The sequence below is a fragment of the Microbacterium sp. JZ70 genome, from assembly GCF_053903225.1.
In genome coordinates this window covers 1264492-1281953 of record NZ_CP096405.1, presented here as the reverse complement: position 1 = coordinate 1281953, position 17462 = coordinate 1264492, and the positions used below count along the sequence as shown (strand labels likewise).

Sequence of the window (17462 nt, the reverse complement as noted above, 5' to 3'; positions counted from 1 at the left end):
GCGGGAGGCGCATCCTGGACTCGACGCGGCACCGACCGCCCCCAGATCGCCGACAGAAGGAGAACACCATGAACGCTCCGGCCCTCGAGTACGACACCGACGCCTTCGACTTCGCCGCGGTTCCGGCGTGGTTCGACCGCCACCCGTCGCAGGCGGAGGGCGAGGACGACTGATCCTCCCCCGCACCTCCCGCGACGACGCGCGGCAGCGCCCCCTCCATCGACGGAGGGGGCGCTGCGCTGTCAAGGCCTTCCGAACGGGCGCGCCGCGCGGGAGACTGGCCTCATCCGAAGAGAGAGGTGCGACATGAGCACGTTCCCCGACCAGCCCTCACGTCCCTCGGACCCCGAGCACCGTCACCCCTCCCAGGCCGAGGGCGAGGACCCCGACGAGATCGAGTCGTCGAGCGATCCGATCGAGTTCGGGCATCCCTCGCAGGCCGAGGGCGAGGACGACTGAGCGCGGAGCTCAGATCGCGGCGATCGTCCAGGACGCGACCTCGACGGGCGCTCCCGGCTCGAGGAGGACGAGGTCCGTGCCCGAGTTGAAGGCGTCGGGCGGGCACGTCATCGGCTCGACCGCGAGACCGGCGCGGTGCCCCGCGCCGCGGCCGGGCAGGTCGGCGGTGTGGATCTGCACCCACGGGCAGCGCTCGTCCCAGGACATCCGCACGCCCGAGCCGTCGCCATCCGTGAGCGAGACGACGGCCAGCGCCCCCTGCCGCGCGAGGCCCGTGTAGGCGTGGTCGATCTCGACGGCGCCGATGCGGCGCGCGTCGCGGAAGTCGAAGCGCTCGGCGTCGTCGGTCACGGGGGCGAGCCCCGTCGGCGACAGCCGGTCCTCCGTGACGTTCAGCACGGTGTCGGCCGGGAGGGAGAGCGTCCAGTCGTCGACCGCGCCGGCGCCGCCGACGAGATACGGGTGCGGGCCCGTGCCGAACGGGGCGCGCGCAGCGCTCTCGTTGACCGCCGAGACGGTCTGCGTGAGACCGAAGTCGGGGTCGAGCGCGTAGGTCGTGGTGACCGTGACGCGCCACGGGTACGCCTCCTGCGGCTCGATCGTCGCGGCGAGCGTCACGTGGGCGCCGCTCTCCTCGACGATGCGGAAGCCGGCCCAGGAGAGGAGGCCGTGCAGCGCGTGGCCGCGCGACGGCTCCGTGAGGGCGAGCTGGTACTCGACGCCGTCGAAGCGGTAGCGCCCGTCGACCACGCGGTTCGGCCACGGCGCGAGCGTCGTGCCGCGATACGCCGGACGCACCTCGTCCGCGCGGAACGGCACGACGAGGTCGCGCCCCTCGAAGGTCAGCGCGCGGAGCGTGGCCCCCACGCTCGCGACGGCGGCCTCATATCCGCCCGCTCGCAGGATGTGCTGAGTGCCCGAGACATCGGCGTGCGTGGTCATTTCGCTCCCTCATCGGATGTGCGCGCTCACATTCGCGCGATCGCCAGTATCCCGCGTCCGAGGCGCGCACGCGAACCCGACGTGCGGAGCCGCCCTCAGCGGCGCGCGAGCTCGCGCTCGGCCGGGGTGCGCGCGCCCGGCGCGAGGAAGATCGCGACCGCGACGAGCGCGAGCACCACGATGAGGGCCGCGCGCAGCCCGAAGTGCTCGCCGAGCAGGCCGAGCACGGGCGGTCCGACGAGGAACGCGACGTAGCCGATCGTCGCCGCGAACGAGACGCGCGCGGCCGTGTCCTCGCCCGAGTCGCCCGCGACCGAGAGCGCGAGCGGGAAGCCGAGCGACGTGCCGAGACCCCACAGCACGACCGCGGCCGCGGCGGCCGCCTGGCTGTCGACGAAGATGACGACCGCGAGCCCGATCGCCCCGAGCAGCGCGCTCGCGGCGAGCACCGTCGGGCGCCCGAAGCGGTCGACGAAGCGCCCGCCGGCGAAGCGGCCGACGGTCATCGAGACCGCGAAGATCGCATAGACACCCGACCCGAGCGCCGCATCGACGCCGTGCCCCTCGACCATGAGGATCGGCAGCCAGTCGCCCGCTGTCCCCTCCGCCATCGCGAGGGCGAGGATGATGCCGCTCACGAGGAGGAGGCCGGGGTCCCGCCAGACCGCGGCGCGCGGGGCGCGTCGACCGCGCTCGCGCGGCGTCGCGCGGCGGCCGATGCCGCTCGGGACGTTGCGGATGGCCGCGGCGAGCACCACCGCGATGAGCGCGGCGACGACGGCGAGATGCACGGCGACGGGGAACGCCGCGGCCGTGAGCAGCATGCCCGCGACCGCCCCGACGACCGTGCCGAGGCTGAAGAAGCCGTGCATGAGCGGCATGACCGAGCGGCCGATCGCCTGCTCGACCTCGGCGCCCTCGACGTTCAGCGCCACCTCGGCGCCGCCCATCCCGAGCCCGAACAGGCCGAGCCCGATCGCGACGAGCGGTGCGATCCCGAGGGCTGCCCCGAGCCCCACGACCGCCACGCCGGTCGCGCTCGAGAGCGTCCCGACGGCGATCACGGGGCGCGTCCCGAACCGGGCGACGAGCGCACCCGAGGACAGGATGCCGATCATCGATCCGACCGAGAGCCCGAAGAGGATGAACCCCATCTCGTCGATGCGCGCGCCGAGCAGCCGCTGCACGTCGGGCGTCCGCGTCACCCACGACGAGATGCCGATGCCGGGGAGGAGGAACATCACGAAGAGCGCGTTCCGGCGCTGACGGATGGCAGGGGTCACTTGTACGATGGTACACACTCAGGCGCGGGAGGGGCCGAGTCCACGGACATGAGAGATTGGTCGGCATGAGCGGCAGCCGCAGGCAGGTTCCGAACGACCCCGACCGCCGGTCGCGCATCCTCGAGGCCGCCCTCGACGTCATCGCCGAGGTCGGGGTGCACAAGACCACGCACCGGCGCATCGCAGCGCGCGCCGAGGTGCCCCTCGGGTCGCTCACGTACTACTTCTCGAGCCTCGAGGACATCCTCGAGCAGGCGTTCGAGAGCCTGTCCGTCGAGATGTCGGCGCGCTACCGGCGCAGCCTCGAGGAGGCAGCCGGCCCTGCCGAGGCGGAGGCCGCCGTCGTCGACCTCATCTGCGGCGCGGAGTACGCGGTGCCGCGCGAGATGATCCTGCTCTTCGAGATGTACGCGTACGGCAATCACAACGCCGCCGTCGCCGAGCTCGCGCGCACGTGGCTCCTGCGCAGCCGCGACAGCCTCACCCTCCACTTCTCGCCCGACGTCGCGCGCGCCCTCGACGCGCTCGTCGAGGGCTGGCCCATGCACCGCACGTTCGAGCACCGCCCGCTCGACCGCTCCCTCGTCGCCGCCACCGTGCACGCGGTCGTCGTCGGACTCCAGGCGCGCGAGGGTTGAGCGCCCGCATCCGCGAGGATGGAGGGATGAGCACCCGAAGGATCCCCGCGGCCTCCCGCGCCGTCGGCAGCGGCGACGGCGGCCTGAAGCGCGAGCTGCGCAGCCGCCACATCCAGATGATCGCGCTGGGCGGGGCGATCGGGACGGGGCTCTTCTACGGCTCATCCGACGCGATCGGCGTCGCGGGGCCGTCCGTCCTCCTGGGGTACCTCGTCGTGGGCGCCGTGATCTTCCTCATCATCCGCGCGCTCGGGGAGATGTCGGTCGACGAGCCCGTCTCGGGAGCCTTCAGCCACTACGCGCACCGCAACTGGAGCCCGCGCGCGGGCTTCGTGTCGGGCTGGAACTACTGGTTCAACTACATCGCGGTCGCGATGGTCGAGCTCTCCGTCGTCGGATCGTTCGTCAACTACTGGCTCCCTGCCGTTCCGACGTGGGCCTCGGCGGCGATCGTGCTCGTGCTCATCACGGGCGTGAACCTCATCGGCGTGCGCGCGTTCGGCGAGTTCGAGTTCTGGTTCGCGATCATCAAGGTCGCGGCCGTGATCGCGATGATCGTCCTCGGCGTCGTCGTCGTGGTGCTCGGGATCAACAGCAGCCCCGACCTGCCGACGCCGAGCTTCGCGCATCTCGTCGATGACGGAGGCTTCTTCCCCCTCGGCATGGGCGGCACCATCGCCTCGCTCGCGATCGTCGCGTTCTCGTTCGGCGGCACCGAGCTCGTCGCCGTGACGGCAGGCGAGGCGGCAGACCCGGAGCGCACGATCCCGAAGGCCGTGAACCAGGTCGTCCTGCGGATCCTCATCTTCTACATCGGCGCGCTCGCGGTGATCATGTCGGTCGTGCCGTGGTCGCTCCTCGACGGCGAGACGAGCCCGTTCGTGCAGATCTTCGACCGCGTGGGCATCCCGGGCGCCGCGCACATCCTCAACCTCGTCGTGCTCACGGCGGTCGTGTCGGTGTACAACTCGGGTCTCTACTCGAACGGGCGCATGCTCTACTCGCTCGCGCAGCGGGGCAGCGCGCCCGCGTATCTCGGCCGGCTCTCCCGCCGCGGCGCGCCCGTCGCCGGAGTGCTCACTTCGTCGGCCGTCACCGTGATCGCGGTCGTCGTCGTGTTCCTGTGGCCCGAGTTCGCGTTCCAGTACCTGCTGTCGATCGCGCTCATCGCCGCGATCATCAACTGGGGCATGATCGTCATCACGCAGATGAGGTTCCGCCGACGGATCGGGCCGGATGCCGCGGCCGCGCTGGCCTTCCCGCTTCCGTTCGCGCGGGTCGCGCCGTGGATCGTCCTGGCCTTCCTCGCGGGCGTCGTCGTGCTCATGGCGTTCTCGCCGCAGTACCGCACGGCGGTCGTCATCGGGCCGGTCTGGATCGGCGTCCTGCTCGCGGCGTACGAGATCCGCGCGCGCCGGGCGAAGCGGGCCGACGCCGCCTAACCCGCCCCGGGCGGATCCGCAACCCCCTCCCGTCCTCCCCGGGGGCTCTGCCTATCGTCGCCCCATGCTCACCGTGGACATCCCCGACGACGACCGACTGCTCGACCTCCTCGCGCATCGTCACCCCGCGAGCGCGACCATCGCCCTGGAGTCGTCCCCGGTTCCAGCGGATCATGAGCGCGTGCGGATCGCGCTGCGCGATGCGATCGACCAGGTCGCGGATCGTCTCGCGCAGCGCGGGATCCCGGCCGAGGAGCAGCGCGCCGTGACCCGCCGCCTCCGGGAGACGCTCGACGACGACGGGTTCTGGGAGCACCAGTCCCGCTCCCTCCTCCTGCTCGCCTCACCCGATCGGCGCGAGGCGTTCCGGCTGCCGTTCCCCGTGCAGGATCAGGTCCGTGTGGGCTCGCGCTTCGCGATCCGCGCGCTCCTGCGCACGCGCGACCACCATCCGTGCGCCTTCGTGCTGCAGCTGTCGAAGCACCGCGCGCGCCTGACCGAGCTGCAGGCCGACGGATCGCTCGTCGAGCACCCGCTCGAGCTGCCCGACGACCTCGACCTCGTGTTCGCGCGCGCCGACAACGACGGACAGCTCGACCGCGACCGCGCTCGCGGGGCCGACGGAGATCAGAACGAGCGCGAGCGCTTCTGTCGCGCCGTGCAGGACGAGGTGGTCCGCATCGTCCCGCGCGGCGTCCCGCTCATCCTCTCGATCTCCGACGATCTCGCAACCGCGTACCGCGCGCAGAACACCCACGATGCGCTGCTCGAGGCCGCGATCCCCGCGCACCCCGATTCGCTCGACGATCGTCGGCTCGGCGACGAGGCTCGCGCCATCCTCGAGGAGCGCCGCCGGGCCGCGACCGAGCAGTGGAAGGAGCGCTTCGGCGAGCTGCGCTCGCAGGGCCTCGCGACGTCGCGCCTCGAGGAGGTCGCGGCCGCCGCAGCGGCGGCGGCGATCGCGGAGCTGCGATTCGACCACGCGGCCGATCTGCCCGGGACGCTCGACGAGTTCGGCCGCGTCGTGGAGGACGGCGAGGATGCGGCCCTCATCGAGGACGTCATCGCGCGCGTCCTCGAATCGGGCGGCGAGGTCCGGGCTGTCCGACGCGAGGACCTCACCGACGGCGCCCCGCTCGCCGCGGTGCTGCGGTTCGCCGTGCCGACGCCGCGATAGGGGGCTCTGGCGCCCATAGGGTGGGGGCGTGCTCACGATCGGCGTCGACCTCGCAGCGGAGGCCCAGCGGACGGCCGCGGCCGGGATCGAGTGGACGGATGGCTCCGCTCGGCTCACGAGCCTCGCCGTCGGGATCGACGATGTGCAGATCGTCGCGCTCGCTCAGGGGGCGGACGTCGTCGCGATCGACTGCGCATTCGGCTGGCCGGCCGAGTTCGTCGCCTTCGTCTCCGCGCACGAGCGCGGTGAGATGTCGCCGCGATCGCTCTCCGGGAGGGACTGGCGCCGTCGGCTCGCCTATCGTCACACCGATCGGGCGGTGCGGGAGGTGACCGGGCGGTGGCCGCTCAGCGTCTCGACGGACCGGCTCGGGATGACCGCCATGCACTGCGCGGAGCTGCTCGCCGCCTTCGAGGCGGCAGGCGAGCGCATCGACCGCTCGGGCGCGGGAAGGCTGGTCGAGGTCTACCCCGCCGCGGCCCTGCGACTCTGGGGTGTGCAGACAGCCGGCTACAAGACCCAGCCGGACGCGCGGATGCGGGCCGCGGAGTCGCTCCTCGGCCTCGCCCCGTGGCTCGACGTCGACGACGGTCAGCGCGATCTGCTCGGCCGTTCCGACGATGCACTCGACGCGCTCGCGGCGGCGCTCAACGCGCGCGCCCACGCACTCGGGCACACCCTCCCCGTACCCGACGAGCTGCGCCCCGCGGCTCAGACCGAGGGATGGATCGCACTCCCGACCGCGCCGCTCGACTCGCTGACGAGCAGGTCGAACTCATCCGCCTCGATCTCGGCAACCCATTCGTCGTAGAGCAGCTGCTGCCAGGCCTCATCGAACGGAGGCGCGTCCGGCAGCACATCGGGGATCGGCACGTCGACCTCGAGGTCAGCATCGATCTCGACCTCGTCCTCGAGAGATGGCCACTCCCCCGGCGGCGCGGCGCCGGATCTCGCCCTCGGCTCCGGAAGGGACTCGAACCGGACCTGGGGTCTCGGGCGGTCGACCGAGGTCCGCCCGATCGGGCTTACCCACTCGAGCACCCCGGGGCTGATCTGGCGGACGGTCCACGGCGAGTGGTGCTTGTCGAGATGACATCCCTCGCACAGGCACTCCAGATTGCCCACGCACGTCTCCCCACCGCGCAGATATGGGATCGTATGGTCGAGATCCGCCGTCGCCGCTCGGTTCTCGCACCCCGGGCCGCGGCACGTTTCGTCCCGCGCGAGGAGGAACCGGCGCTGCGCCGCGGTGGGGGCGTATCGGTCCACCGTGAGGAGGGCTCCGGTGTCAGGACGCAGGAACACCCGGTCCCACCCCGCCGCGTGTCCGGCCAGGTGCCGCGCCGTCTCCGGGTCGACCGGACCGTGCCCGGCGACGAAGGCGGCCTCGTCGTCGAGCCCCACCAGCGTCTCGACGGGGATGACGATCTGCACGTTCGCCTGGATCACGTCGAGCGCGCCGCCCTCGCGGAGCGCGTGCGCGGACGGCCGGCCCGTCAGCGCCAGGTCCGTCCACAGGTCCGCCTCGATCTGCGACTGCGTGCGCGGGTCGACCTCCGCTGCCGCCTCCGGCCCGCCTTCCGCTTCCGCCGCCTTCCGCGCGCGGCGGTTGTCGGCGACGATCGCTCGGGCCATGCTCCGGATGCGGTCCCGCGCGGCGTGGACCTCGGCTGTGGAGGTGATCAGCTCGAATCTGCTCACGCCATCTTCGAGGTCATCCACGCGGACCCGTCGACGCGCGCGTGCGGCGGCATGCCGGTCGGCGATCGGCGTCGGGCACAGTCGCTCAGCGAGCTCGATCGCGAAGGCCCGCAACTGGCCGGGCGAGGCGGTCTCGGCGAACCCGATCGCCGCCTCCTCGTACTCCTGGTCGAGCTCTTCGGGCAGCCGCTCCCCCGCCCGCCGGATCACGTCGACGTGCCGCACGGTGATCCGGCCCTCAGCCAGCGCCTGAACCGTCGCGGGGTACCGCTCGACCAGCGCCTCCGCGTCTGCGAGCTTCGTCATCATCCGCGACTTCGACTCGTGCAGCACGCCCGCGGTCTCGCTCGCCATCGAGCGGAACGGGAAGTCGTACGACGAGGGTCCGCCCGCGCGCTCCCGCTGCACCCGAGCGATCCGCGCGGCCTCGGCAAGCGCCTCGATCTCCATCGCATCGGCCTGCACGCGCAGTCGCCGCGAGGTCTCCAGGCGCCCGCACAGCGCGCGGGTCGACGCGATCTCGTCGTCCGTGAACTCCCACGGAACGCTCGAGAACCCGCTCGGCGACGTCATCTTCGACATGCCTCCAGAGTACCGACCGCCTCGGACATTTCACCGAAGAATCTCGATCTGTGGATAAATCACCTGCGGACATCCGTTCGCATCGGTTCGCGATTCCGAGGCGGCCCCTTGCGCGCCGACACGGCCCGCCGGTAGGGTCGCAAGGCTGTGCCGACCGGCACACGCAGCGAGTCGAGAGGACGACGCGATGAGCCCGCAGCGGGAGCTTCGCCGGGCGGTCCTGGGCAGCAAGCCCCAGAACCGCTCTTCGTCGACCCCTCCGGCGCCGGCCGTGTAGCAGCACCCGCTCGCATCACGCCCCGCACCGCACAGGTCCGGGGCGTCTCCTTTCCGTCACGCGGAGGAGGTCCGCGGACCAGGACCCGCGGATCGAAGGAAAGGAATCATGGAGAGGCTCTCGGAACGCCTGCTGTCGTGGGCGAGCCTGATCGACGAGCAGACGGTCGAGCAGGCGCGCACGTCCTCGCGCATGCCGTTCATCCACCCCCACGTGGCGCTCATGCCGGACGCGCATCTCGGGCTCGGCGCGACCGTCGGATCGGTCATCCCGACACGCGGCGCGATCATGCCGGCCGCGGTCGGCGTCGACATCGGCTGCGGGATGATCGCGGTGCGCACGCCGTTCACGCGCGCGGATCTCGTCTCGCGCGATCTGCGCGAGCTCCGCGAGCAGATCGAGCGCGCCATCCCGCTCTCGGCTGGGCACGACAACCGCAAGGTCGTCGCCACAGCCGAGCCGCGGGTGGCCGAGCTCGAGCAGCTCGCCGCCGAGGCGGGCTTCGATCCCGCGAAGCGGGCGAGGAGATGGCGGCTGCAGCTCGGATCGCTCGGCAGCGGCAACCACTTCATCGAGGTCTCGGTCGACGAGACGGATGCCGTGTGGATGTTCCTGCACTCCGGTTCACGCGGGGTCGGGAACCGGATCGCGCAGCATCACATCGCCGTCGCCAAGAGCCTGGCCCGGCGCGACGAGCTCGACCTGCCGCACATCGACCTGGCGTACCTCGTCGAGGGAACGGACGAGTTCGACCGCTATATCAGGGAGCTGCGGTGGGCGCAGCGGTTCGCGCTGCTCAACCGCGAGGAGATGATGGACCGCGTCGCGAACCAGCTCGGCCGCTTCCTCGACGCAGAGGTCGACGAGCTCGAGCGCATCAACTGCCACCACAACTTCACGGAGTCGGAGATGCACTTCGGCGAGCGCGTCTGGGTGTCCCGCAAGGGAGCGATCCTGGCGGACGCCGGTCGCCCCGGGCTCATCCCGGGATCCATGGGGACCGCGTCGTACGTCGTCGAAGGCAGGGGGAACGCCCTCGCGCTGAACTCCTCGCCGCACGGCGCCGGCCGCGAGTACTCGCGGTCGGCTGCGCGCCGCACGTTCACGCGCGAGCAGCTGCGCGAGGCGATGGCCGGCATCGAGTACCGCGACACCGAGGCGTTCATCGACGAGATCCCGCAGGCGTACAAGCCGATCGATCAGGTGATGGCCGACGCGGCCGATCTCGTCTCGGTGCGGCACACGCTGCGCCAGCTCGTGAACGTGAAGGGCGACTGAGGCGAGGGCGGGGCCGCGGCCCCGCCCTCGCTACGCCGACTCGCGCAGGACGAGACGATGCGGCACGACGCGGAAGCGATCGACGTCGGCGTCGCCGTCGCGGAGCGCGACGGCGAGCTCGAGGGTGTGGCGGGCGACCTCGTCGAAATCGACGGCCAGCGTCGTGAGGGTCGGCGCGACGAGGGTCCCGATCGTGAGACCGTCGACCCCCGCCACGCGGATGTCGCGCGGCACGTCGAGGCCCGCATGGCGGCAGGCCGACAGCGCGCCGAGCGCCATCAGGTCGTTGAACGCCAGAAGCGCGTCGGGAGGCGCTGCCCGCCGCACGACCTGGGCGGTGACGGCGGACGCGTGCTCGGCGCTCGGCGACGCCGCGTGCACGACCTCGGCCTCCACGCCGTGCTCGCGGAATGCCGCCGCCATCGCCGCGCCGCGCGCGCTGGGCTCGCGCGGCGCCGAGGCGTCGAGCACGACGGGGCGCCGCACGCCCACCGCCACGAGGTGCGCGACGAGATCGCCGATCGCGGCGACGGGGTCGAGCCGCACGCCCGCGTGCTCGGTGGTCTCGCCCGCATCCAGCTGGATGAGCGGCGTCGTCGCGAGGCCGCTCCCCCACCCGGCCGACCATTCCCCGAGATAGCCGACGACGACATCCGCCTGCTCGCGCAGCGACGCGAGGAGGCGATCCGCGTCGCTCGCGAGACCGATGTCCACGAGCATGACGTTCCATCCCTCGTCCGCCGCGAGCCGCACGACGGCCGCCGCGAGCTCGGGAGAGTACGGGTTGCGCAGGTCGTTCACGACGAGACCCAGCTGCCGCGCGCCGCCCGTCACAAGGCCTCGGCCGAAGCGCGACGGCCGATACGACAGCTCGCGCGCAGCCTCCATGACGCGCCGCTTGGTCTCGGCGCTGATGCCGCTCATGTCGTTCATGGCGCGCGTCACGGTCTGCCGCGAGACGCCGGCGGCAGAGGCCACGTCGAGGATCGTCGCGCGTCGGCGCCCGGCGGCGGACGACCCCGCGGGCGCGGGGTCGTCCGCTCCCGTCAGCTGCGAAGGTCCAGCCATGCCACCTCTTCGGCCGTGAGCTCGATGGACAGGCCCCGCATCGACGACCGGGCCTCCTCGATCGTACGCGGGCCGAAGAGGGGGAACGTCGGGAAGGGCTGCGCGAGCACGTACGCGAGCGCGATGGCGGTGGCCGGCACGCCCCGGTCGGCGCCCAGCTGCTCGGCGCGACGCAGCCGCTCGAAGTTCTCGTCGCTGTAGTAGCAGCGCACGAGCTCGGGGTCGCTGAGGTCGTCGGGCCGCGCACGCCCCGTGAAGAACCCGCGGGCCTGCGACGACCAGGGCAGCAGCGGGATGCCGCGCTCGGCGAGCCAGCGCTTGGATGCGGCGTCGGTCGCGTGCACGCAGCCCTCCCACGGCACGTCGAGTGCCTCGGCGAGCCCGAAGTGGTTGCTCACCACCGTGAAGCCCTGGCGCCCGTTCGCGCGCGCGTAGGCGTTCGCCTCGTCGATGCGCGCGGGGGTCCAGTTCGAGCCGCCGTACACGCGGATGCGCCCGGCGCGGAAGTGCTCGTCCAGCACGTCGACGAACTCGCCCACCGGCACGTCGGGATTGTCACGGTGCAGCATGTAGATGTCGGCGTAGTCCGTGCCCTGCCGCTCGAGGCTCTCGAGCAGCTGGCGCGACACCGACTCGGGGTCGCAGTGCGGCGTGTGGCCGCCCTTCGTGATGACGACGACGTCCTCGCGCACCCCGCGGTTCGCGATCCACCGGCCCAGACGCCCCTCCAGCGCGCCGTCGCCGTAGATGTACGCCGTGTCGAACGCGTTGCCTCCGTGCGCGAAGTAGTGGTCGAACATCGCCGACGCGTGGGCGAGGTCGGGCTGGTTGTCGACGCCCATGACGAGGCGCGAGACGCGCTTGCCGACGCCCGGGATCTCGCCGTACCGCATCGCCGCGTCCGACACGACGAGCGGGCGCACGGGCGGGATGTCGGCGGTCTCCGCCTCGAAGGGGTAGCGCAGGCGGATGGCCGCACGCCAGCAGTCGAGGGTGCGCGCGGTCGCGAGGGTCTCAGCCGACGTCATCTCGGCCGCCTCGAGAGCGCCGTCGCGCAGGGCCGCGAGCGTCGCCTGCGCCTCGAGCGCGTAGGCCGGCGCCGCGTCGATCTCGATGACGCGCTCGCCCTCGTCGACGGTCGTGAGCTCGATCGTCGTCGCGCCCGTGGGCACCCAGGGCTCCGGGATGCGGATGCGCCCCTTCTCGCCGAGGATCGTGACGTCGTTCGGCGCGGTGGCCCGGACGCCGGCCGAGAGCGTCGCCGTGATGCCGCCGCGATAGGTCGCGCGCGCGACCGTCCACTCGTCGACCCCCGTGGGGCCGACGACGCCCGTCGCCGAGAGGTCGACCGGCTCCGACGCGTGCGCGCCCTCGGCCGCATCGACGATCGCGGAGACCATCGTCGCGGGGTAGCCGCCGACGTCGAGGATGCCGCCGCCGGCCACCGCCGGATCGAAGAGGCGGCCCCCGCGCGGCGGGACGCGGAACGCGAACGACGCGTCGACGTGCACGACCCGGCCGATCGCGCCCTCCCGGACGAGGTCGAGCACCGCGCGGGTCTGCGGGTGGAACCGGTACATGTACGCCTCGACGAGCGGCACGCCGGCCTCGCGGGCCGCGTCGACGAGGGCCATCGTCGTGCCGTGGTTCACCGAGAGCGGCTTCTCGCACAGCACGGCCTTCCCCGCGTCGATCGCGGCGACGACGAGCGCGGGGTGCGCGGTGTGCACGGCGGAGACGTAGACCGCGGCGACACGCGGGTCGGCGAGGGCCTCCCCGTACGTGCCCGCGGTCACATCCGTCGCCCCGCGCTCCTCCGCCTCGTCGGCGAACGCGCGGGCACGGCCGCTGTCGGAGCTGCCGACGGCGACGAGGCCGCCGCCGTTCTCGGAGAGCTCGCCGAGGAACCGTCGCGCGATCTGCCCGGGGCCGAGCACCGCCCATCCGCCCGTGGTCGGTCGCGTCGAGGGGTCTGCGGAAGCCAGCTGAGGAGAGGTCACCATCGTCCTTTCGATCGAAGGCCGTGAACGTTCACGGCGTGCACCACGATAGGCACACCGCGCGGTGAGGTCAAGAGTTCCGTGAACGCTCACGGCGTGTTCCGCAGAATTCGGTATTCAGTGTTGCCAAGTACCGGTACTCAGTGTTACCGTCTAGTGGTAGTCAGCAACACAGAGTAGAGGAGGTGAGCGATGGGCAATCAGATGACCGAGATGCTCAAGGGCACGCTCGAGGGCATCGTGCTCGCGCTCCTGGCCGGGCGGCCCGCGTACGGGTACGAGATCACGGCGCGGCTGCGCGAGCAGGGATTCACGGACCTCGTCGAGGGCACCGTCTACGCCCTGCTCGTCCGGATCGAGCAGAAGGGGTTCGTCGACGTCGAGAAGGTCCCGTCGGAGAAGGGCCCGCCGCGCAAGGTGTACTCGCTCAACCCGCAGGGGCGCGAGCAGCTTGCCGAGTTCTGGAGGACGTGGAGCTTCCTCGCAGAGCGCATCGAACAGCTCCACGACGACAAGGAGAGGTGACCATGGCAGCGAAGTGGATCGAAGCCCTCACGGGCTCGCTCGAGCAGAAGAAGCAGTACCGGCAGTACAAGGCGCGGATCGAGGAGCTCCCCGAGCCGCACCGCACGGTCGCGCAGGCGGTCGACCGCTACCTCATGTACCAGGGCGGCATCACCGACGGCGACACGATGATCACGATGCTCGGCGACCTCGCCGACCTCTTCGAGCGCGCGGCGGTCGACGGGATGGCCGTGCGCGAGATCGTGGGCGATGACCCGGTCGAGTTCGCGGACGAGTTCGTGCGCTCGTATCGGAGCCGTCAGTGGATCGACCGGGAGCGCGAGCGCCTCCGCAAGGCCGTCGCCGACGCGACGGGAGGGCGATCATGACCGCGCCGGCCATCCGCGTGCAGGGGATCGAGAAGTCCTACAAGGACCTCGCCGTCCTGCGCGGCGTCGACTTCGAGGTGGCGCCCGGCAGCATCTTCGCGCTGCTCGGGTCGAACGGCGCCGGCAAGACGACGCTCGTGAGGATCCTCTCGACCCTGCTCGCGGCCGACGCCGGCCGCGCGCAGGTCGCCGGGCTCGACGTCGCGACGCAGGCCGGGCAGGTTCGCGCGGCGATCAGCCTCACGGGCCAGTTCGCGGCGGTCGACGAGGTGCTGACAGGCCGCGAGAACCTCGTCCTCGTGGCGCGACTGCGTCACCTGCCGAACCCGCGCGCCGTCGCGGACGAGCTGCTCGAGCGCTTCTCGCTCACGGCCGCGGGCGACCGCAAGGCGGGCGAGTACTCGGGCGGCATGCGCCGCCGCCTCGACATCGCGATGAGCCTGATCGGCGATCCGTCGATCATCTTCCTCGACGAGCCGACCACCGGTCTCGACCCCGAGGCGCGCATCGAGGTGTGGGAGACGGTCAGGGAGCTCGCGGCCGGCGGCACGACCGTCCTGCTCACGACGCAGTACCTCGACGAGGCCGAGCAGCTCGCCGACCGCATCGCCATCCTGCACCGCGGCCGGATCATCGTGAACGGCACGCTCGCCGAGCTCAAGCGGCTGCTGCCGCCGACCGAGGTGGAGTACATCGAGAAGCAGCCCAGCCTCGAGGACGTGTTCCTCGCGCTCGTGGGCGACACGGAAGGAGAAGCGGCATGACCGCGCATGTCCTCGCCGACACGGCCGTCCTCACCGGGCGCTCGCTGCGGCACATCGGGCGCAGCCCCGACACCATCATCACGACGGTCGTCACGCCGATCGCGCTCATGCTGCTGTTCGTCTTCGTGCTCGGCGGCGCGATCGAGACGGGAGCGGGATCGTACGTCGACTACCTGCTGCCGGGCATCCTGCTCATCACCGTGGCGTCGGGCATCGCCTACACGGCGTACCGGCTCTTCATGGATCTGCAGGGCGGCATCCTCGAGCGGTTCCAGTCGATGCCGATCGCGCGCTCGGCCGTGCTGTGGGCTCACGTGGCGACCTCGGTCGTCGCGAACCTCGTGTCGGTGCTCGTGGTCGTGCTCGTGGCCCTGCTGATGGGCTTCCGCTCGCCCGCGGGATTCGGCGCCTGGCTCGGGGTCGCCGGGATCGTCACGGTCTTCACCCTCGCGCTCACGTGGGTCGCCGTGATCGCGGGCCTCTCGGCCAAGACGGTGGATGGCGCGAGTGCGTTCTCGTACCCGCTCATCTTCCTGCCGTTCATCAGCTCGGCGTTCGTCCCCACGGAGTCGATGCCGGGGCCCGTGCGCTGGTTCGCCGAGAACCAGCCCGTGACGTCGATCGTGAACAGCATCCGGAGCCTCCTCGCGGAGCAGCCTGTGGGCGCCGACCTGTGGGTCGCGCTCGCGTGGTGCATCGGGATCCTCGTCGTCGCGTACCTCGCGTCCCTGGCCGTGTACCGTCGCCGCTTCACGTGAGGCGGGCATGTCGCCCCGACCGCACCCGAGCCCCGTCTCGTCCGAGCAGATTCGGACGGGACGGGGCTCTTCGCGTCAGGCGATCGCGTGATCGTGGAGGGCGGAGCTGACGCTCGACCCGTTGAGGTCGACGTAGAGGTGCCGGTCGGAGACCGAGACGGTCATCGTGTTGCGCCGCTCGAGCACGCGCACGAGATCGTCGATGAAGCCCGGGTCGAAGCTGCGCACGACGATGTCGTCGGCCCGGTGGATCGTCTTGCCCGCGAGCGCCGCGACGACCTTCGCGGGGTCGCGGTGGGTGTACACCGCGGTGCGCTCGGCGAGCTTGCTCGCGAAGTGGAGCCGCTCCGCGTCGGGCGCGCCGACCTCGATCCACGCGGTGATCGCGCCGGTGAGATCGCGCACGAGCACGGCGGGCTCATCCGTCGACGAGACCCCCTCGCCGAACGCGATCCCCTCCGCGTGCTCGAGGCAGTACGCCAGCACCCGCGTCGCCATGTAGGCGTCCGTCTCGGACGGATGGCGCGCGACGCGGAGGACGAGCTCGTCGTAGACGCCGCGGTCGACGTCCGCCAGCTGGACCGTGAAGGTGTGGATCGTCGCGCCGATGGCCATGGAGACCGAGCCTATCGGCCGCCGACCCCGCGGTCAGGCCCAGGCCGCGAGCGTCGAGGCGAGCACGGTGCACACGACCGTGCCGGCGAAGAGGCTCAGCACGGCGTTGCCGCGCCAGAGGTGCAGGGCGACCGTGACCCCCAGCGCGACAAGGGGCGGCAGCGCCGACGCCATCTCCGGGCGGAGGTCGTGGAGCGTGTAGACCGCCAGGATGATCATCACGCCGAGGGGCATCCGCTCGCCCACGTAGGCGAGCAGCTCGCTGTCGCGCAGCGGACGCAGGAGTGCGAAGGGCACCGCGCGCAGCGCCCACGTGATGAGCCCCGAGATCGCGATCGCCGCGGCGATGTACCGCTCATCCACGGCGCGACCCCTTCCGCTCGATGAGGAACCGCACGACGAGCGCGGCGAGGAACAGGCCCATGGCCGTGAGCAGCATGTCGTGCGGCGTCACGACCGCGGCGATGAGCGCGCAGAGCAGGGCGACCACGGCGACCGGGATGGACCGCCGGATGCGGTACGCATCGATGCTCAGGACGACGAACAGCGCCGTCACGGCGAAGTCGAGCCCCACGACCTGCGGCGGGATGAGCACGCCGAGCGCCGACCCCGCCGCGACGCTCGCCACCCAGGAGCCGTGGAAGAGTCCCTGGATCGCGAGGATGCGCGCACCGCTCCAGCCCGCGGACTCCGGCGTCGCGGTGAGGGCATAGGCCTCGTCGGTGAGCGCGAACGTGCTGTAGGCCCGCGCGCCGCGTCCGCGCACGCGGTGCAGCGGGAAGGAGAGCGCATAGAACACGTGACGGAAGTTCACGAGCAGGGCACTCACCGCGATCTGCGCGAGCGGCGCGGCGGCCGCGATCATCCCCACGAGGAGGAACTCGAGCGAGCCGGCGAACACGAACGCCGCGATCACGGGCCCCCACCACCAGTCGAGCCCCGACTGGACGACGAGGACGCCGAGCGCGAGCCCGAGCGGGATCACCGCGAGGCAGGCCGGGGCGACCGTGCGCGCGCCGGCCCGGATGTCGTCGGTCGCGCGCGCGGAGCGGACGGATGTGGTCACACCGCAATCGTAAGGAAATCAGCGCGCACAGTGCTTGCGAAATCAGGCGGGATAATCGGATCATGCGCAATAAACATGAGCTGGATGACATCGACCACGCAATCATCCGCGAGCTCACGGCGGACGCGCGTCTGACGAACCTCGAGCTCGCCCGCCGCGTCGGCCTCACGCCGGCCCCGTGCCTGCGCCGCGTGCAGCGCCTCGAGGCGACCGGAGTCATCCGCGGGTACCGAGCCGTGCTCGACCCGAAGGCCGCGGGGCGCGGCTTCGAGGTGATCGCGTCGATCGACATCGCCGTCAACGACGGCCAGACGATCGAGGACTTCGAGGCCGCCGCGAGCGCCGTGCCCGAGGTCTTCGAGCTGCGCCGCATGTTCGGGCAGCCCGACTACTACCTGCGCATCCTCGTCGCGGATCAGGACCAGTACGCGCTCGAGACCCTGCCGAAGCTCTCGCGCCTTCCCGCCGTCAACCGCATCACGTCGCATCAGACGATGTGGCTCGTCAAGGAGTAGGCGG

19 protein-coding genes are annotated in these 17462 nt (G+C 71.7%); 11 read left to right on the top strand and 8 right to left on the bottom strand.

All coding sequences use genetic code 11. The features are described 5' to 3' along the window. Positions 1-306 precede the first annotated feature (306 nt). The gene (locus M1D46_RS05745; protein WP_271173085.1) at positions 307-459 is read left to right on the top strand and encodes a hypothetical protein; all 153 of its coding nucleotides are present in this window, start codon (positions 307-309) and stop codon (positions 457-459) included. Between the two features lie 9 nt (positions 460-468). Here M1D46_RS05745 and M1D46_RS05740 read toward each other — a convergent pair whose 3' ends face one another. Together M1D46_RS05740 and M1D46_RS05735 are read right to left on the bottom strand one after the other, a co-directional pair. Next, the gene (locus M1D46_RS05740) at positions 469-1401 is read right to left on the bottom strand and encodes an aldose 1-epimerase family protein (RefSeq protein ID WP_456286907.1); all 933 of its coding nucleotides are present in this window, start codon (positions 1399-1401) and stop codon (positions 469-471) included. A gap of 95 nt (positions 1402-1496) precedes the next feature. Continuing rightward, positions 1497-2684: an MFS transporter gene (locus tag M1D46_RS05735; RefSeq protein ID WP_456286906.1), complete on the bottom strand. Its 1188-nt coding sequence runs from the start codon at positions 2682-2684 to the stop codon at positions 1497-1499. A 65-nt stretch (positions 2685-2749) separates the two neighbouring features. Between M1D46_RS05735 and M1D46_RS05730 the strand changes: the two genes are divergently transcribed. The 4 genes from M1D46_RS05730 to M1D46_RS05715 all read left to right on the top strand — a co-directional run bounded on the left by M1D46_RS05730 (position 2750) and on the right by M1D46_RS05715 (position 6752). Then, positions 2750-3322 carry a TetR/AcrR family transcriptional regulator gene (locus M1D46_RS05730; protein WP_271173088.1) on the top strand — a complete coding sequence of 191 codons (573 nt, stop codon included), beginning with the start codon at positions 2750-2752 and terminating at the stop codon, positions 3320-3322. Between the two features lie 26 nt (positions 3323-3348). Beyond that, complete coding sequence (locus M1D46_RS05725) at positions 3349-4764, top strand: amino acid permease (protein ID WP_456286905.1); 1416 nt, start codon at positions 3349-3351, stop codon at positions 4762-4764. 64 nt (positions 4765-4828) lie between these two features. Then, positions 4829-5941 (top strand): baeRF11 domain-containing protein, encoded by a 1113-nt coding sequence (locus M1D46_RS05720; RefSeq protein ID WP_456286904.1) that lies wholly within the window; start codon positions 4829-4831, stop codon positions 5939-5941. 28 nt (positions 5942-5969) lie between these two features. Continuing rightward, complete coding sequence (locus M1D46_RS05715) at positions 5970-6752, top strand: DUF429 domain-containing protein (protein WP_456286903.1); 783 nt, start codon at positions 5970-5972, stop codon at positions 6750-6752. Here the strand turns inward: M1D46_RS05715 and M1D46_RS05710 are convergent. After that, positions 6653-8224, bottom strand: a complete 1572-nt coding sequence (locus M1D46_RS05710; protein WP_456286902.1) for a DUF222 domain-containing protein — start codon at positions 8222-8224, stop codon at positions 6653-6655. The genes M1D46_RS05715 and M1D46_RS05710 overlap by 100 nt on opposite strands. 385 nt (positions 8225-8609) lie before the next feature. Between M1D46_RS05710 and M1D46_RS05705 the strand changes: the two genes are divergently transcribed. Next, complete coding sequence (locus M1D46_RS05705) at positions 8610-9779, top strand: RtcB family protein (RefSeq protein WP_456286901.1); 1170 nt, start codon at positions 8610-8612, stop codon at positions 9777-9779. 30 nt (positions 9780-9809) lie between these two features. On the opposite strand, the gene M1D46_RS05700 is transcribed toward M1D46_RS05705, so the two are convergent. Both M1D46_RS05700 and M1D46_RS05695 read right to left on the bottom strand, forming a co-directional pair. Continuing rightward, positions 9810-10847, bottom strand: a complete 1038-nt coding sequence (locus M1D46_RS05700; RefSeq protein ID WP_456286900.1) for a LacI family DNA-binding transcriptional regulator — start codon at positions 10845-10847, stop codon at positions 9810-9812. Next, positions 10826-12847 carry an aldo/keto reductase gene (locus M1D46_RS05695; protein WP_456286899.1) on the bottom strand — a complete coding sequence of 674 codons (2022 nt, stop codon included), beginning with the start codon at positions 12845-12847 and terminating at the stop codon, positions 10826-10828. The genes M1D46_RS05700 and M1D46_RS05695 overlap by 22 nt, the downstream gene beginning before the upstream one ends. A 192-nt stretch (positions 12848-13039) precedes the next feature. Between M1D46_RS05695 and M1D46_RS05690 the strand changes: the two genes are divergently transcribed. Genes M1D46_RS05690 through M1D46_RS05675 form a run of 4 tightly spaced genes read left to right on the top strand, consistent with a single transcriptional unit; the run spans position 13040 to position 15262 of the window. Then, entirely contained in the window at positions 13040-13372 is a 333-nt protein-coding gene (locus M1D46_RS05690) for a PadR family transcriptional regulator (RefSeq protein ID WP_324012442.1), read from the top strand. Positions 13373-13374: 2 nt separating this feature from the next. After that, positions 13375-13740: a DUF1048 domain-containing protein gene (locus M1D46_RS05685; RefSeq protein WP_456286898.1), complete on the top strand. Its 366-nt coding sequence runs from the start codon at positions 13375-13377 to the stop codon at positions 13738-13740. Then, positions 13737-14504: an ABC transporter ATP-binding protein gene (locus M1D46_RS05680; RefSeq protein ID WP_456286897.1), complete on the top strand. Its 768-nt coding sequence runs from the start codon at positions 13737-13739 to the stop codon at positions 14502-14504. Before M1D46_RS05685 ends, M1D46_RS05680 begins: the two co-directional genes overlap by 4 nt. Then, positions 14501-15262 (top strand): ABC transporter permease, encoded by a 762-nt coding sequence (locus tag M1D46_RS05675; protein ID WP_271173098.1) that lies wholly within the window; start codon positions 14501-14503, stop codon positions 15260-15262. The genes M1D46_RS05680 and M1D46_RS05675 overlap by 4 nt, the downstream gene beginning before the upstream one ends. A 75-nt stretch (positions 15263-15337) precedes the next feature. Here M1D46_RS05675 and M1D46_RS05670 read toward each other — a convergent pair whose 3' ends face one another. Genes M1D46_RS05670 through M1D46_RS05660 form a run of 3 tightly spaced genes read right to left on the bottom strand, consistent with a single transcriptional unit; the run spans position 15338 to position 16943 of the window. Further along, on the bottom strand, positions 15338-15877 hold the full coding sequence (locus tag M1D46_RS05670) for a YaeQ family protein (RefSeq protein WP_456286896.1): 540 nt from the start codon (positions 15875-15877) through the stop codon (positions 15338-15340). Positions 15878-15910: 33 nt separating this feature from the next. After that, on the bottom strand, positions 15911-16240 hold the full coding sequence (locus M1D46_RS05665) for a branched-chain amino acid transporter permease (protein WP_456286895.1): 330 nt from the start codon (positions 16238-16240) through the stop codon (positions 15911-15913). After that, positions 16233-16943 (bottom strand): AzlC family ABC transporter permease, encoded by a 711-nt coding sequence (locus tag M1D46_RS05660; RefSeq protein WP_456286894.1) that lies wholly within the window; start codon positions 16941-16943, stop codon positions 16233-16235. The genes M1D46_RS05665 and M1D46_RS05660 overlap by 8 nt, the downstream gene beginning before the upstream one ends. Before the next feature lie 62 nt (positions 16944-17005). On the opposite strand from M1D46_RS05660, the gene M1D46_RS05655 reads away from it, so the two are divergent. Continuing rightward, entirely contained in the window at positions 17006-17458 is a 453-nt protein-coding gene (locus M1D46_RS05655) for an Lrp/AsnC family transcriptional regulator (RefSeq protein WP_282978961.1), read from the top strand. The last annotated feature ends 4 nt before the right edge of the window (positions 17459-17462 follow it).